Annotated in this window: 17 protein-coding genes and 3 tRNA genes; 6 read left to right on the forward strand and 14 right to left on the reverse strand. The window is 73.5% G+C overall.

The annotated features are described in order from the left end of the window. Window positions 1-13: 13 nt before the first annotated feature. The 7 genes from AOM03_RS09855 to AOM03_RS09885 all read right to left on the reverse strand — a co-directional run bounded on the left by AOM03_RS09855 (window position 14) and on the right by AOM03_RS09885 (window position 6,008). Window positions 14-724 carry a hypothetical protein gene (locus AOM03_RS09855; RefSeq protein ID WP_062380866.1) on the reverse strand — a complete coding sequence of 237 codons (711 nt, stop codon included), beginning with the start codon at window positions 722-724 and terminating at the stop codon, window positions 14-16. 137 nt (window positions 725-861) lie between these two features. Further along, complete coding sequence (gene purT, locus AOM03_RS09860; RefSeq protein WP_062380868.1) at window positions 862-2,055, reverse strand: formate-dependent phosphoribosylglycinamide formyltransferase; 1,194 nt, start codon at window positions 2,053-2,055, stop codon at window positions 862-864. 50 nt (window positions 2,056-2,105) lie between these two features. Beyond that, window positions 2,106-2,762, reverse strand: a complete 657-nt coding sequence (locus tag AOM03_RS09865) for a DUF1097 family protein (protein ID WP_062380870.1) — start codon at window positions 2,760-2,762, stop codon at window positions 2,106-2,108. 227 nt (window positions 2,763-2,989) lie between these two features. Further along, window positions 2,990-3,547, reverse strand: a complete 558-nt coding sequence (locus AOM03_RS09870) for a LemA family protein (protein ID WP_062380872.1) — start codon at window positions 3,545-3,547, stop codon at window positions 2,990-2,992. Between the two features lie 44 nt (window positions 3,548-3,591). Further along, window positions 3,592-4,527, reverse strand: a complete 936-nt coding sequence (locus tag AOM03_RS09875; RefSeq protein ID WP_062380874.1) for a hypothetical protein — start codon at window positions 4,525-4,527, stop codon at window positions 3,592-3,594. Between the two features lie 57 nt (window positions 4,528-4,584). Further along, window positions 4,585-5,148: an orotate phosphoribosyltransferase gene (pyrE, locus tag AOM03_RS09880; protein ID WP_062380877.1), complete on the reverse strand. Its 564-nt coding sequence runs from the start codon at window positions 5,146-5,148 to the stop codon at window positions 4,585-4,587. A 92-nt stretch (window positions 5,149-5,240) separates the two neighbouring features. After that, window positions 5,241-6,008, reverse strand: coding sequence for an SDR family NAD(P)-dependent oxidoreductase (locus tag AOM03_RS09885; RefSeq protein WP_062380879.1), 768 nt, complete (start codon window positions 6,006-6,008; stop codon window positions 5,241-5,243). A 33-nt stretch (window positions 6,009-6,041) separates the two neighbouring features. Between AOM03_RS09885 and AOM03_RS09890 the strand changes: the two genes are divergently transcribed. From AOM03_RS09890 to AOM03_RS09905, 4 genes are all read left to right on the forward strand, one after another. After that, complete coding sequence (locus AOM03_RS09890) at window positions 6,042-6,827, forward strand: exodeoxyribonuclease III (protein WP_062380882.1); 786 nt, start codon at window positions 6,042-6,044, stop codon at window positions 6,825-6,827. Between the two features lie 94 nt (window positions 6,828-6,921). Continuing rightward, window positions 6,922-7,560 carry a response regulator transcription factor gene (locus AOM03_RS09895; protein ID WP_062380883.1) on the forward strand — a complete coding sequence of 213 codons (639 nt, stop codon included), beginning with the start codon at window positions 6,922-6,924 and terminating at the stop codon, window positions 7,558-7,560. A gap of 89 nt (window positions 7,561-7,649) precedes the next feature. After that, window positions 7,650-8,825: an ATP-binding protein gene (locus tag AOM03_RS09900; protein WP_062380885.1), complete on the forward strand. Its 1,176-nt coding sequence runs from the start codon at window positions 7,650-7,652 to the stop codon at window positions 8,823-8,825. After that, window positions 8,822-9,871: a DUF8320 family protein gene (locus AOM03_RS09905; protein ID WP_062380887.1), complete on the forward strand. Its 1,050-nt coding sequence runs from the start codon at window positions 8,822-8,824 to the stop codon at window positions 9,869-9,871. Before AOM03_RS09900 ends, AOM03_RS09905 begins: the two co-directional genes overlap by 4 nt. A gap of 9 nt (window positions 9,872-9,880) precedes the next feature. On the opposite strand, the gene AOM03_RS09910 is transcribed toward AOM03_RS09905, so the two are convergent. Both AOM03_RS09910 and AOM03_RS09915 read right to left on the reverse strand, forming a co-directional pair. Further along, window positions 9,881-10,276, reverse strand: a complete 396-nt coding sequence (locus AOM03_RS09910; RefSeq protein ID WP_062380889.1) for an SHOCT domain-containing protein — start codon at window positions 10,274-10,276, stop codon at window positions 9,881-9,883. A 189-nt stretch (window positions 10,277-10,465) separates the two neighbouring features. Beyond that, window positions 10,466-10,538, reverse strand: a tRNA-Arg gene (locus AOM03_RS09915). A gap of 137 nt (window positions 10,539-10,675) precedes the next feature. Here AOM03_RS09915 and AOM03_RS09920 point away from each other — a divergent pair. Continuing rightward, window positions 10,676-11,323, forward strand: a complete 648-nt coding sequence (locus AOM03_RS09920) for a TetR/AcrR family transcriptional regulator (RefSeq protein ID WP_062380891.1) — start codon at window positions 10,676-10,678, stop codon at window positions 11,321-11,323. Window positions 11,324-11,380: 57 nt separating this feature from the next. Here AOM03_RS09920 and AOM03_RS09925 read toward each other — a convergent pair. From AOM03_RS09925 to AOM03_RS09935, 3 genes are all read right to left on the reverse strand, one after another. Further along, a tRNA-Ser gene (locus tag AOM03_RS09925) sits at window positions 11,381-11,467 on the reverse strand. 112 nt (window positions 11,468-11,579) lie between these two features. Then, a tRNA-Ser gene (locus AOM03_RS09930) sits at window positions 11,580-11,667 on the reverse strand. An 18-nt stretch (window positions 11,668-11,685) separates the two neighbouring features. Continuing rightward, window positions 11,686-12,105: a PIN domain-containing protein gene (locus tag AOM03_RS09935; RefSeq protein WP_062380894.1), complete on the reverse strand. Its 420-nt coding sequence runs from the start codon at window positions 12,103-12,105 to the stop codon at window positions 11,686-11,688. 211 nt (window positions 12,106-12,316) lie between these two features. Here AOM03_RS09935 and AOM03_RS09940 point away from each other — a divergent pair, with 211 nt between their 5' ends. After that, a complete protein-coding gene (locus AOM03_RS09940) occupies window positions 12,317-13,306 on the forward strand; it encodes an NAD-dependent epimerase/dehydratase family protein (protein ID WP_082092324.1) in 990 nt (329 codons plus the stop codon). Window positions 13,307-13,395: 89 nt separating this feature from the next. Here AOM03_RS09940 and AOM03_RS09945 read toward each other — a convergent pair whose 3' ends face one another. Continuing rightward, complete coding sequence (locus AOM03_RS09945; RefSeq protein WP_062380898.1) at window positions 13,396-13,989, reverse strand: GTP-binding protein; 594 nt, start codon at window positions 13,987-13,989, stop codon at window positions 13,396-13,398. Beyond that, window positions 13,970-14,365 carry a DUF742 domain-containing protein gene (locus AOM03_RS09950; RefSeq protein ID WP_062380900.1) on the reverse strand — a complete coding sequence of 132 codons (396 nt, stop codon included), beginning with the start codon at window positions 14,363-14,365 and terminating at the stop codon, window positions 13,970-13,972. Before AOM03_RS09950 ends, AOM03_RS09945 begins: the two co-directional genes overlap by 20 nt. Between the last annotated feature and the right edge of the window lie 6 nt (window positions 14,366-14,371).

Consider the following 14,371-nt stretch of genomic DNA (forward strand, 5'->3'; position numbering starts at 1 on the left):
CTTCCGGGACCCCCTACCCCCCGATCGCGCGCGCCTCCCGCTCCTCGACCTTGCGCCCGAGCGAGATGTCCGCGCGCTCGCCGGCGGCCGATCCCGCCATCCAGCCCGCGTAGTCGCGGACCTGCCGCGCGCGCCCGGCGCGGAGCCCCGGGAACATCTGCACCATCGCCTCGTCCACCGCGACCGACCGGTCCGCGAGCACGAGCGCCGATCCGGTGCCCTCCTGCTCGGCCTCGCGGAGCGCGCCGGCGTAGAAGTCCTGCAGCCGGGACTTCACGGTCGCGGCGTACGCCATCGCGAACGCCTTCTTGCGCGACGCCGACCCGCCCATGGCGTCCATCTCGAGCCGCATCGCCGGGACGAGCGAGCCCGCGAGCGCGGCGACCATCGCCAGGTCGGAGGCGAAGCCGACGACGACCATGCGGCCGCTCGGATAGCGCACCCCGCGGCAGGCGAACACGCTCGCGATCCTGAACACCAGGCCCTGTTGATCGAGGATGTACGGCGCGTCGAAGTGGAACTCCCGCTGCTCGGGCGCCGCGGCCTCCTCCTTGGACATGCGCACTCCGGCCTCGTCGATCGCGAGCCGCACCATGAGCCTCTCGGCACGTTCACGCGCCCGCTCCCGTTCCTCGGGATACGGCGAGCCGCCGTCCGCGATGGCGAGCAGCGTGCGGATGAGGTCGAGCGACGCCTGTCGGGCGTCGCCGGTCTTGCCGGTCATGGATGTGCCTCCCCCCGGACGCCCCGGGTGGACGCCCGCGACCAGGCTCGCACCACCCTCCGACAGGCCCTCCGGTTCTCCACAGGCTTAGGCCCGGGCGCCTGGGGAGCGCCCAGCGCCGCAGCGGTGCCTCCGCGTCAGCCCTCGACGAGCTCCACCGTGAGTGCCTCGGCGGCCGCACGTGCCGTCGCCCGCGCCTGCTCGACCGAGTCGCCGCGCGCGATCGTCACGCCCACCCGGCGGCGCCCGTCCACGCGGGGCTTGCCGAACAGGCGCAGGTCGGTCCCCGGCCGGGCCAGCGCATCGTCCACTCCGGAGAACACGGGGACGCCCGAACCCTCGGCGAGCACCGCGCACGAGGCCGCGGGCCCGCGCATGCCCGCGTCCGGCACCGGCAGGCCGAGCACCGCGCGCGCGTGCAGCGCGAACTCGGACAGGTCCTGCGAGGCGAGCGTGACGAGCCCCGTGTCGTGAGGGCGGGGCGAGACCTCGTTGAAGAGCACGCGGTCCCCCGCGACGAACAGCTCGACGCCGAAGACGCCGAAGCCGCCCAGGGCCTGGGTGACCGCACCGGCGATGCGGCGGGCCTCCGCGAGCGCCGCCTCGGTCATCGCCTGCGGCTGCCACGACTCGCGGTAGTCGCCGTCGACCTGCACGTGCCCGATCGGGTCCAGGAAGACCGTCCCGCCGGAGTGGCGCACCGTGAGCTGGGTGATCTCGTAGTCGAAGTCGACGAAGCCCTCGACGATCACGCGCGTGCCCGCCGCGCGACCGCCGGAGGCCGCCGCGTCCCAGGCGGCCGCTGCATCGTCCACCGACCGGACCACCGACTGCCCCTTGCCCGAGGAGGACATCACGGGCTTCACCACGCACGGCACGCCGACGGCGGCGACGGCCTGCTCGAGCTCGTCCCGGCTGTCGGCGAATCGGTAGGGGGAGGTGGGCAGGCCGAGATCCTCGGCGGCGAGGCGGCGGATGCCCTCGCGGTTCATGGTGAGCTGCGTCGCGCGCGCGGTCGGGACGACCGTCGCGAGCCTCGTGGACTCGACGGCGGCGAGCACGTCGGTGGCGATCGCCTCGATCTCCGGGATGATCAGGTGCGGCCGCTCGAGGTCGATGAGCGCGCGCAGCGCCCGCGCGTCGAGCATGTCGACCACGCGTGCGCGATGCGCGACCTGCATGGCGGGGGCGCCGGCGTAGCGGTCGGCGGCGATCACCTCGACGCCCAGCCGCATGAGCTCGATCGCGACCTCCTTGCCCAGCTCGCCCGAGCCGAGCAGCAGGGCGCGGGTCGCCGTGGACGTGAGCGGGGTGCCGAGCGAGACGGTCATGCGGACAGTCTCCCAGGGCGAGCCCCGGGCCGATGCGCGGGTCGCCTCCGCTAGACGGAGACGGGCTCGTTGGGTGCGGGGCGGGCGTCGGCCTCGGCGGGCTCGGCGTCGGTCGCCTCGACCTCGGCGCCCGTCGCCCCGGCCTCGCCGACCGCGTCCGGGCGCGCGAGGTGCGGCGGCACCCACGCGGAGCCGAGGATCAGGCGGCAGGCCGCCCCGCCGGCGAGCAGCAGCGCCATGCACAGCACGAGCCCGTACGCCCACATCCCCGTCAGCACGAACGGGTTGAGCAGCGGGGTGCCGGCAGGCGCGAGGTCCGCGACGAAGAAGGACAGGGAGAAGCCCATGAACAGGGCGGGCACGCAACCCACGACCGTCCGCGCGAGCGCGACCTGGTGCACCGCGAGCATCGCGAAGACGACCACGACGCCCACGATCATCCCGGCGGCCGGCATCGGGAGCACCCCGGCGAGAACGTCCATCGCGCTCAGGTGCAGCCAGCACCACAGCTGTCCGGCCACGAAGCTCGCCGCCATCCCTGGGAGGTTGCGGGGGTTGGGCCCCATCGCGAAGAACACGGGCAGCGGCAGGAACAGCAGCCAGACGACGCTCGCGTAGCCCAACGCGAACGCGGGCTGGATGAGCAGGGTGAGCACGAGGGCTCCGGCGGCGGCCTGAATGAGCGAGGCCTTGCGGTCGATGGACATGGCGGTCTCCGTTGACTGTCGAGCGGCAGAGGGCTGCCGGCGACGGTCCGGCCCGACGCGATCGTCCACGATCGGCGCCTGCCGCGGGGGACCCGCAGGCACGTCACTTGAAACGTATCAAAAGCGTGCTGCCGTGCGGGGCCGCGCACGGGCCGTCCCCGCACAGGACGTGACGCACCCCACAGGACGTGCCGCCTTCACCCGGGCCGATGCGCGGGCCCCGGGCCTCAGAACCGGACGGTGGGCGCCTGGCGGGCCGCGTCGTCCGTCTCGAAGTACTCCTCGCGGTGGAAGCCGAAGGCGTTCGCGATGAAGACGTCGGGGAAGGTCTCGATGCGCGTGTTGAGGCTGCGCACGTTGGCGTTGTAGAAGCGGCGGCCGGCGGCCACGCGGTCCTCCGTGTTGGTGAGCTCGCGCTGAAGTTCGAGGAAGTTCCGATTGGCCTTGAGATCCGGGTACGCCTCCGCGACGGCGAAGAGCCGACCGAGCGCCTGGGTCAGCACGTTCTCCTGAGCGGCCTGCTCCGCGGGCGACGAGCCGGGTGCGGCCGCGACGGTCCGCGCCTGCGTGACGGCCTCCAGCGCCTCGCGCTCGTGCGTCGCGTAGCCCCTGACCGTCTCGACGAGGTTGGGGATCAGGTCGTGCCGACGCTGGAGTTCGACATCGATCTGCCTCCACGCCTCCTGGACCAGGTTCCGCAGCCGCACCAGCGCGTTGTACGCCAGGATCGCCCACAGCACCAGGCCGACCACGATCGCGGCGATCGCGATGAAGAACCACTCCATTGAAGCCTCCCCGAGTTGCCTCGCACCCTAGCGAAGGGCGCGCCTCACGCGGAACCCCTCCCCGCATCGTCCCGCGAGCCTTCCCCGCTCGACTGCCGCCAGTCCTCGACACCGTCCCCGTCGGCATCGACGCCGATGCCGGTGTACCGCCCTCCGGTCAGCACGCCGGGGGTGACGGCCCAGGCGGGGCCCACGAGCGGGGCGTCCGGGTCGGGGCGGGCGCGGCCCTCGTCGCTGTAGCGGCGCAGGACATGCCGAGGGATGCGCCGCGCGATCCCGGCAACCAGGCCCAGCCGCCGCGCCAGATCCGCGGTGCCCCCGCGCCCCGGACGCCAGATCATGACCGCCCCGCCCTCGATCCGGATCGCAACCCCGGCGGCGTCGGGCTCGAGCAGCCGGGCGATCATGCGCGGGTCGACGACGTCGTGGCCGTAGCGGCGGTCGGCGGCGGTCACGCGCCAGCGGGAGTTGAACTCATGCGACTCGACCTCGATGTCCATCCCGCCGAGCGCCTGCGCGACATGGTGCCCCAGATGCTCGGGGACCAGGTCGAGCCTCGGCAGGTCGACGGGCAGTTCGGCGAGCGTCACCTGGAAGGCCTGGGCGTGGGAGCCGCCCCGGCGCGCATCGATGGCCTGCTCCGCCACGTGGGTGTAGGTCGCACACGGCTGCCCGGCGTAGGTGCCGCGCAGGACGTCCTCCTGGCGATGGCGGCCGGGCAGATCGAAGGGATGGCCCGTGAAGCGAACCGAGTAGGCCGCCGTGCGGTGGATGTGCTCCCAGCCGTGCTCGCGCGCGAAGCGCTCCGCCTCGTGACGGTGGCGGTAGGCGACCACGGCCTCCCACACCGCGAGCGCACCCACGATCAGACCCACGAGCACCAGCACGGCGTCGAACGGGATCGCACGCGCGGCCGCGAGCGCGACCACGACGATGCCGCCGAGGAGCGCCGCCATGCGCGGCGGGGTGAGGGCCCGCATGCCGGTCACCCTAGCGACGGTCCCGGGCTCGGGCCCAGGCTGGGCTCAGGCTCGGGCCTACAGCCCCAGGTCGGCGAGGCTGTACAGCGACAGGTAGGGCAGGCCCTCGGCCTCGATGCGCTCGCGCGCGCCGGTGTCGCGGTCGACGATCACGGCGACGGCCACCACGTTCGCGCCCGCCTCGCGCAGCGCCTCGACCGCGGTGAGCACGGAGCCGCCGGTGGTCGAGGTGTCCTCGACCGCCACCACCGTGCGGCCCGCCACGTCCGGCCCCTCGACTCGACGCTGGAGGCCGTGCGACTTGGACTCCTTGCGCACCACGAACGCGTCGAGGTCGAGCCCGCGCGACGCGGCCGCGTGCAGCAGCGACGCCGCGACCGGGTCCGCACCCAGCGTGAGCCCGCCCACCGCGTCGATGTCCGCCGGCCCGTAGCCCGCCTCCTCGAGCGCGTCGAGCATGAGGTGCCCGACGAGCGGCGCGGCGCGGTGGTGCAGGGTGATGCGGCGCAGGTCGACGTAGTAGTCGGCCTCCTTGCCCGACGCGAGGGTGACGCGGCCGCGCACGACGGCCAGCTCGGAGATCAGGTCGCGCAGCTGCTCGCGCGGGGTACCGGTGGTCATGGCGACCAGGGTAGCCGGGCGCACGCGAGGCTCCCGCGAGGTCGACAGTGCCCGTTCGCGCCCGCTTCGGGCAGTCAGGGCCTCGCGGGGCGCTACGAGTCGCGCCGCTGGCTGCGGCGGCGGCGCGTGAAGGCCGGGGGCAGGACCGACGCGAGGGCGCCACCGACGGCGTACCGGACGCTCGGCGTCACGGTCACGGCGCCGCGGCGCACGGCCGCGAGGGTCGAGGTGACGACTTCCTCGGGCTCGAGCCAGGCGGAGTCGGGGAACTCGTCGCGCATGTGGCGCAGCGCCTCGGAGTCGTGGAAGCGGGTGCGCACCAGGCCCGGAAGCACCGCGGTCGCCGTGACGCCCGTGCCGGAGAGCTGACCCGCGAGCGCCTGCGTGAACTCCACGGTCCAGCGCTTGTGGGCCGCGTACGTGGAGTTGGCCAGGTGCGCGGCGATGGACGCGACGTTGACGATCGCGCCGTGCCCGCGCTCGATCATCCCGGGCAGCGCGGCCTTGGTGAGCTGCAGCGGCGCGGTGATGTGGATGTCGAGGAGCGCCCGCTCGTCGTCCCAGGCCGAGGCGGCGAAGGCCGTCCCCGACCCGAACCCGGCGTTGTTGACGAGCATGCTCACCGGGTTCTCCTGCTGGGCGAGCCGGTCGCAGACGGCGGCGCGGCCCTCCTCCGTGGTGAGGTCCGCGGGCAGGATCTCCGCCTGGGCGCCGGTGGCGGAGCTGAGGAGCTCGGCCACCTCGCTGAGGCTGTCGTAGCTGCGGGAGACGAGCACCACGCGGTGGCCGGCGGTCGCGAGCTGCCAGGCGAACTCCTCCCCCAATCCCGCGGAGGCTCCGGTGACGAGTGCGGTGGCCATGGCCCCGAGGCTACCGCCGGTACGGTGGGCCCCATGCGCCTGGCCACCTGGAACGTCAACTCCATCCGCGCCCGCGTCGACCGTGTGGTCGACTGGCTCGACCGCTCCGGCACCGATGTGCTCGCGATGCAGGAGATCAAGTGCAAGCCCGAGCAGTTCCCGCGCGAGGCGTTCGAGGCGGCGGGCTACGAGCTCGCGATCCACGGCCTCAACCAGTGGAACGGCGTGGCCATCGCGTCGCGGGTGGGACTGACCGACGTGGAGACCTCCTTCCCGGACCAGCCCGGCTTCGCCAAGACGGGCGATCCCGTGGTGGAGGCGCGCGCGCTGGGCGCGACGTGCGACGGAGTGCGCGTGTGGAGCCTCTACGTCCCCAACGGCCGTGGCCTCACGGACCCCCACTACGACTACAAGCTCGCCTTCCTGGGGCGGCTCAAGGACGCCGCCGCCACCTGGGCGCAGTCGCCGGTCGCCCTCGTGGGCGACTTCAACGTCGCGCCCCTGCCCACCGACATCTGGTCGGAGGAGGACTCCGAGGCGGTCACGCACGTGACCCCCGAGGCGCGCGACGCGTTCCACGCCTTCGAGGAGGCGGGCTACAGCGAGCTGTCCCGCCGCTTCCTGCCCGCCGAGCGCACCTACACCTTCTGGGACTACAAGCAGCTGCGCTTTCCCAAGGGCGAGGGGATGCGGATCGACTTCGCGTACGCCTCGGCGCCGCTGGCCGAGCGCGCCACCGGCGCGACCATCGTGCGCGACGAGCGCAAGGGCAAGGGCGCCTCCGACCACGTCCCCGTCGTGATCGACCTGGCCGACTGACGCGGCGCCGAACCCTGCGGCGACCCCGTTCCCGCGGTGGGCCCGCACCAGGGCCTACCGGCTACGATGCGGGGTCAGGGGGACGGTGAGCGGCATGGGCGCACGCGCGATCGCACTGGTCGAGGACCACGCGCTGGTCGCGCTCGGCTTCCGCGAGCTCGTCGACGCCGCCCCGGACCTCGAGCTCGCCGCCGCGGTGGACACGGTCGCCGCCCTCGGCTCGCTCGGGCGCCCGCTCGACCTCGTCGTCCTGGACCTGCGCCTCGCCGACGGCTCGACCCCCGCCGCCAACGTCGCGGCGATCCACGCGATGGGCGCGGAGGTGCTCATCTATACCGCGGGCGAGGACGCCCGCCTGATCCAGTCCGCGGCCCGCACCGGCGCACTGGGCCTGGTGCGCAAGTCGGCGAGCCCGGAGGCGCTGCTCGCGGCGATCCGCCGGGCGGCAGGCGGCCGCGAGGTCTTCGGCGTCGACTGGGCCGCCGCGATCGACGCGGACGAGTCGCTCGCGGACGCGGGCCTGAGCCCCCGCGAGCGGGAGACGCTGTCGCTCTACGCCTCCGGGCTCACCGCCCAGGCGGTGGCCGGGCACCTGGGCGTCTCGCGCGAGACGGTCGCCGACCACGTCGCGCGCATCCGGCGCAAGTACGCGAGCGCGGGTCGGCCGGCGCGCTCCCGCGTGGACCTGTACCGCCGGGCGGTCGAGGACGGGCTGCTCGATGAGTCCGGCTGATGCGCCGACGCCCCGCCACGCGGACACGAGGCTGGCGGCGCGGCCACGACCGCGAGCGCCGCGGCTCCGCGCGTGAGCCCCGGAGCCCGATGACCGGACGAGAGTCGCTGGGCGCGCGGACCCGCGTCGAGCAGACGCTGCTGACGGCCGTGGGCATAGGTGCCATCGCCTTCGGCCTGCTGCTCGCGCCGGGCGACAGCGGCTACCTGGGGCAGATCCCCCAGATGCGTGCACCCGTCGGCGTCCTGATCGTCGCGCTCGCGTGCGGCCTGCCCGCGACGTTCCCCCTGCTCCGCCTCGCGCTGCCGCACGCGGCCCTCGTGGGGGTGGCGCGCGCGTCGACCCTCGCGTTCGTCGCGATTCAGATCGCCTGGCCGTGGTTCATGGTGGACGATGCGCTGCGCGGCGACGCGGCGCCCTGGATCCAGGGCATCACAGCCGTGCATGCGACGACCGCGATGGTGGTCTGGCGGGGCCCGGCGCGGTGGCTCTACGTCGCCGCCCAGGCGCCGCTCGTCGCGTCCACGCAGCTGCGCGCCACCGCCGACCCCGGGCTCGAGCCCTACCTCGATGCGCTCGGCGCGCTCGTGTTCTGCGTGATCCTCGCCGGCGTCACGTACGCGCTGCTCAGCGCGGGCGACCGGCTCGACGAGGCCGCGGCCGAGGCGCGCGAACGCGCCGCGCTCGACGCGAGCCGCCGCACGCGCGAGGAGGAGCAGACGCGCGTCGACGCGATGGTGCACGACGACGTGCTGTCCGTGCTCATCGCGGCGGGGCGCGGCCGCGCGGATGCGGAGCTGGCCGCGCGGGCGGGCGAGGCGCTCGCGAGCGTGCATGCGCTCGCCAGCGGGGACGCGGAGACGCGCGACTACACGGTGGGAGAGCTCACCGCGATGCTCCGGGCGACGGCCGAGCGGCACGCGCCGGGGACGCCGGTGACGGCATCCGGAGATGCCGCGGCGCGACTCCCCGCCGACGCGGCGACGGCGTTCGCGGAGGCGACCGCGGAGGCCCTGCGCAACGCCGCCGCCCACGCCGGGACGACGGCGGACCCCCGGGTCGAGGTGGCGTCCGACGCGGCGCGCGTGGTCGTCACCGTCACGGACACCGGGCGGGGGTTCACGCCGCGCACCGTGCATACCCGCCGACTGGGCATCCGGGTGAGCGTCACGGGCCGTATGCACGCGCTCGCGGGCGGGCACGCGCGGGTCGACTCCGCTCCGGGGCGCGGCACCGTCGTCACCCTCACCTGGGATCGGCCGTGACGCGGGCCCGGCGCGACCGGCCCGACGTGAGCGCGCTGCTCGGCCTGGGCTCCCCGGGCGCCGCCGCCGTGCTCGGCGTCTTCGTCGCCACCAACGTGGCGTTCACCCTGACCACGCTGGACACGGTCGCCCCCGACTGGCCGCCGCTGGTGGCCTGCGCGCTGGTGAGCGCGGCCGGCGCCCTCCTGTGGCGCCGGCATCCGGACCCCTTCCCGCTGCGCGACACCGCCCTGGTGGTCGCGACCATGCTGGCGTCAACCCTGCTGGTCTCGTGGTGCCTGCCGGCCGAGGGTGCTCCGGGGCGCGCCTCGTGGCACCTGGGCTCCAACACGTGGCTCGCATGGTTCCTCATCCTCCGCGGCCGGGCGGGATGGGCGTGGATGGGCGCGGCCGGGATGTCGGCCATCACCGTCGCCTGGGCGGTCACGACCGGTCGGCCGCCCATGACCGCCTTCACGCTGCTCGACACCCAGATCGCGCTCCTGGGCGTCGCCGCGCTGTTCGTCGCGAGCCTGCGCCGCGCGGCGACCGCCATCGCCGAGCTGCGGGAACGCTCCGTCCGGGCCACCGCATCGGCCGCGAGCGCGGAGGCGCGACGCGACGTCCGCCTGCACCGCAGCGGCGAGGTCGCGGCCCTGGCCGGCCCCGTCCTCGCACGCATCGCGACGGGGACGCCGCTCACCGCCGCCGAGCGCGACCGCGCACGCGCGATCGAGGCGCGCCTGCGCGACGGCGTCCGGGGGAGCTCGCTGGCGACCCCTGCGGTGCTCGACGCGGCCGCGGAGGCACGCGCCCGCGGGGTCGACGTCAACCTGCTCGACGACCGGGGAGCGGCGCTCGACGAGGCGGCGATGCGCCGGGTCGAAGCGGCCGTGATCGCCGCGCTCGACGGCGCCCGCGACGGGTCGGTGACCGTCCGCCTGCTCCCGGCGGGACGCGCCGAGGCCCTCACCGTGGTGGCGCTCGGCTCGCCCGGTCTCACGCGCATCGTCCTCGACGACGACGGCCGGGACCTGCCCGCGCCTGCGGGGGCCCCGGCCGTGTGACGGGTCGGCTCAGCCGGCGGCGAGCGCCTTCTTCTTGAGCGCCTCGAACTCCGCGGGCGTGATGGTGCCGGCGTCGAGCAGCTCTTTGGCCGCCTTGATCTCCGCGGCGCCTCCGGCCTCCGCCATGAGGCCCTTGGTGTACTCGACCTGCGCGTCGCGCGCCCGCTGGTAGTCGGCGAGGTCGCGCTCGGCCATGCCCTTGCCGCGGGCGAAGATGTAGATGAGCGCGCCGATGACCGGCAGGATCACCAGCAGCAGCGTCCAGCCGATCTTGCCCACGACGGACAGCTCGGAGTCGCGGAACACGTCGATGACGAAGCGGATCACCAGGAAGATGAACGAGATCCAGATCGCGAACCACAGCGACCACCACAGGATGTTGACGAAGTTGGCGAAGAAGTCCATGACGGCCTCCGGGGTGAGGTGCGGGGCCGCCCTGGCCCTCGTGCACGACGCTAGCGGCGCCGTCGCGGCGGGGCAACCGGAAAGACCCGCCCTACCTGCACGGATGCCGCGAACAGCAGAGAAGCACGGCGCCACGCGGGCCGACATGCGAAAAGGCGCCCACCGCGATCGGTGAGCGCCTCCGTTTCGCGCGCCCGGAGGGATTCGAACCCCCAACCTTCTGATCCGTAGTCAGATGCTCTATCCGTTGAGCTACGGGCGCGTGACCCTTGCGGGCCGAGAGACAACTATACATGACATCGGGCACCGCGACGACCAACCGCTCACGACGCACGCACCGCCCCCGCGAGACCACTAGAGTTCAAGGGTCGACAGAACAGCGAGGTTCGGAAGGCGGCCATGACGCAGGAGATCGGATTCCAGGGATCCACGGGAGAGCGGCTCCGGCTCGACGACACGTCCCAGGCGATCCTCTCCGCCGCGCTCGACGAGATCCGCGAGGGCGGGTACCGCGATGAATCGTTCGCGCGGATCGCCGCGGCCGCCGGCCTCACCCGCGAGCAGCTCCACGACCTCTACCCCGACGAGCGAGAGCTGCTGGTGGACACGCTCCGGCTGCGCGACGACCGCGCCCTCGACTTCGTGCCGGAGGGCCCCGGCGACGGCCGGGCGATGCTGCAGGGATTCATCGACATCGCCCGCTACAACCAGGAGACGCCGGGCTCCGTCGAGCTCTTCACCATCATGGCCGCCTCGGCCACCTCCCCGGACCACCCCGGCCACGCGTACTTCCGCGCGCGCTACGCGTGGTCCCGCCAGCTGCTCATCGACGCGCTGCGCGAACTCGAGGAGGAGGGCGAACTGCGCCGACGCGCCAACCCCGAGGAGGTCGCCGCGCAGGCGATCGCCCTCCTCGACGGGCTGCAGGTGCAGTGGCTGCTCGACCGCGAGGTCGTGGACCTCGAGGGGATGGTGCGCCGCTTCCTCAACCAGTTCCTCTACACCCCGCTCGAGCCGGGCCGCCCGGTGGTCCTTCCGCGGGCCTAGCCACCGCATCGCCCCTGGCACAAGGAAAGGCCCCGCCGAGGCGGGGCCTTTCGAGAGCGGAGACGGTGGGATTCGAACCCACGGATAGGTTGCCCCATCACATCCTTAGCAGGGATGCACCTTCGGCCACTCGGTCACGTCTCCAGGGCGCTCGGGCCGGGGACCAGGGTACCGGCCCGGCGAGGTCCCGGGCAACGCGCGCGGCCGGGGCGTCGCGACGGCCGGGGGACGATGCGCATCGTCCCCCGGCGCGAGGCGGAGAGTGTGGGATTCGAACCCACGGAGACGGGTTACGCCTCAACGGTTTTCAAGACCGTCACCTTCGGCCGCTCGGTCAACTCTCCCGCGCCCCGCCTGGGGCGTCAGCCATTGTGCCAGCCCGGGGCCATCCCCGGACTCAGCACCTGGAGGCCGTAGAGCTCGGCGGCGCGCGCCAGCTCGACGTCGTACGTGAGGATCGCGTGCACCTCGGGGTGGGCGACCGCGGCGCCCAGGTGCAGCGCCGCGAAGGGCTTGAGCACCACGAGCGCGTGCGTGGACACCTCGACATTGTGCTCGGAGAAGCGGATCACCGGCACCGCGCCGCGCACCATCTCCACGACGCCGAAGGCCTTCGGCTTGGTCTCGCGGGGGTAGAGCTCGGCGGTCTGGCGCAGCTCCGTCAGTCCCAGCTGGGTGGTCGCCAGGTCGCCCAGGCGCGGCACCGCGAAGTCGTTGAACTCGTCGAAATAACGGACCCCGGGGAGGAATCGGCACAGCCCCGAGCCATCGACGTAGATCACGGAGACAGAGTAGCGGCGAGGAACCTCGCGCCCGGCGCACGACGCGAGCACCGGCCGCCCGATGTGACCCTTCTGTGCGATTTGTCTGTTGGGGCTTCACAAGTCCGGGTGCGGCGGGGCATGATCAACGGGTCGGCGACGCTCGTTCGAAGCGGCGGGCCCGAGGGAGGACCGCCCGGAGCGACGCCGTGGTCGATTGCGGGGGGCGATCATGAGGAACGACTGGCGAGGGCGCGAGTGCCTGGTGACCGGCGGGGCGGGATTCGGCGGGAGTCACCTGGTCGCGGACCTGGTGGAACGCGGGGCCTCTGTCACGGTGCTCGACCGGGCCCCGATCGAAGGCAGCCCGCTGGGCGACCTGGCGCTCGCGGACCGCGTGGCCGTGGTGCCCGGCGATGTGCGCGACGCGGCGCTCGTGGCGGCGCTCGTCGGGGACGGTGCTTTCGACGACGTGTTCCACCTGGCGGCGGACCCGATCGTGGCCCACAGCATCGCGGATCCGGCCACGGTCGTCGACACCAATGTGCGCGGCACCGCCGCCATCCTGGAGGCGTGTCGCACCGCCCCCGCGCCGCCGCGCCTCGTGTTCGCATCGAGCGGCGCCTACTACGGCGACAACTTCTCCGCCGAGCCGATCCCTGAGACGCAGGAGGCAGGCCCCGCAACCAACCTCTACGGCCCGTCCAAGGCGGCCGCGGAGATGCTGGTGCGCGGCTACGGCACCACGTTCGGGCTGCCCTACGCGATCTGCCGGTTCATGAACACCTACGGCCCCGGCGACCGCCACCTCTCCCGGCTCGTGCCGCGCGCGCTCGCGCAACTGGAGGCCGGCGGCACGTACGACTTCGGCGGGCGCGACGACGGCTCGACGCGGCTCGACTTCCTCTACGTCAAGGACATGGCCCGCGCCTATACGAGCGCCGCGGACCACCTGGCGACCGGCGGCACCGAGCGTGTCTTCAACTTCGGCACCGGCACCCTGACCTCCGTGCGCGCCGTTGCCGGCTTGCTCTCCCGCGCGTTCGACGGCCAGGTCCGCGAGCCCGTGTTCTCGGGGCCGCCGCGCGACACGCCGCGCCAGAAGCGTCTCGATGTCTCGAGGTCGCGTGCGGTGCTCGGCTGGACCGCGGGCACGCCGCTCGAGCAGGGCCTCGCGGAGACCGTCGCCTGGCATCGAAGCGCGGTGCCGGCGGCCGCCTGAGCCAGGCGACAGCAGCCCGAGCAGCGCACGCGTCGAGGGGGCGACGACGCCGTGACCAGGCGTCGTCGCCCCCTCGACGGGCGTGGCTGCTAGCGACGGATGCGACGCATCGCGAGCTGCACCACGGAGATGAGCGCCTGCTTGGTGGCGGCCTTCTCGCGCGCGTCCGTGTACATGACCGGCACGTCGTCGGGGATGCCGAGCGCCTCGCGCACGTCCTCGAGCGTGTGGCGGGCGACGCCGTCGAAGCAGTTGACGCACACCACGAAGGGGATGCCGCGGCCCTCGAAGTAGTCGACGGCCGGGAAGCACTGGTCCAGCCGCTCGGTGTCGACCAGCACGACCGCACCGATCGCGCCGCGCACCAGGTCGTCCCACATGAACAGGAAGCGATCCTGGCCCGGGGTGCCGAACAGGTACAGCCACAGGGACCCGGGCAGCGCGATGCGCCCGAAGTCCATGGCGACCGTGGTGGTGGTCTTGCGGTCGGTGACGCCGCCCGCGTCGTCCACGCCCACGGAGTGCTCCGTCATGGCCGCCTCGGTGTTGAGGGGGTCGATGTCGGAGATCGAGCCGATGAAGGTGGTCTTGCCGACCGCGAAGCCGCCGGCGATGACGATCTTCACGACGGTGGGCGCGGCGACGGCGGGCGCCGCTGCGGGGCTAGAGGGCTGCAATGCCATCGAGGACACTCTCCAGGAGACTGAGCGACAGGCCACCCGACGCATCGTGCGTGGACGCGTCCTGGGCGGTGCCGCCGGTATGGATGTTCAAAAGGTGGGCCTGCGCAAGGTCCGTCACCAGCACCCGGACCACACCCAGCGGAAGGCGGGTGTGGGCCGACAGCTCGGCCACGGATTGGTACTGTCCCGCGGCGAGCCGCAGGATCGTGATCTTCTCCGGGGTGAGCCCCGTGAAGTCCTGGTGGGTGGAGGCGGCCTCGACGAGCGCCTCCATGGGCAGGTCCGCGCTCGCCGCGCTCACACGCCCCCCGGTCACCGCGTAGGGCCGGACGGTGGAGGCCTCGTCCGGGTCGTACGCCGTCGTGTGGTCCCTCATGTCATC

The organism is Demequina pelophila, from assembly GCF_000971175.1.
In the GTDB taxonomy this organism is placed as follows: Bacteria; Actinomycetota; Actinomycetes; order Actinomycetales; family Demequinaceae; genus Demequina; species Demequina pelophila.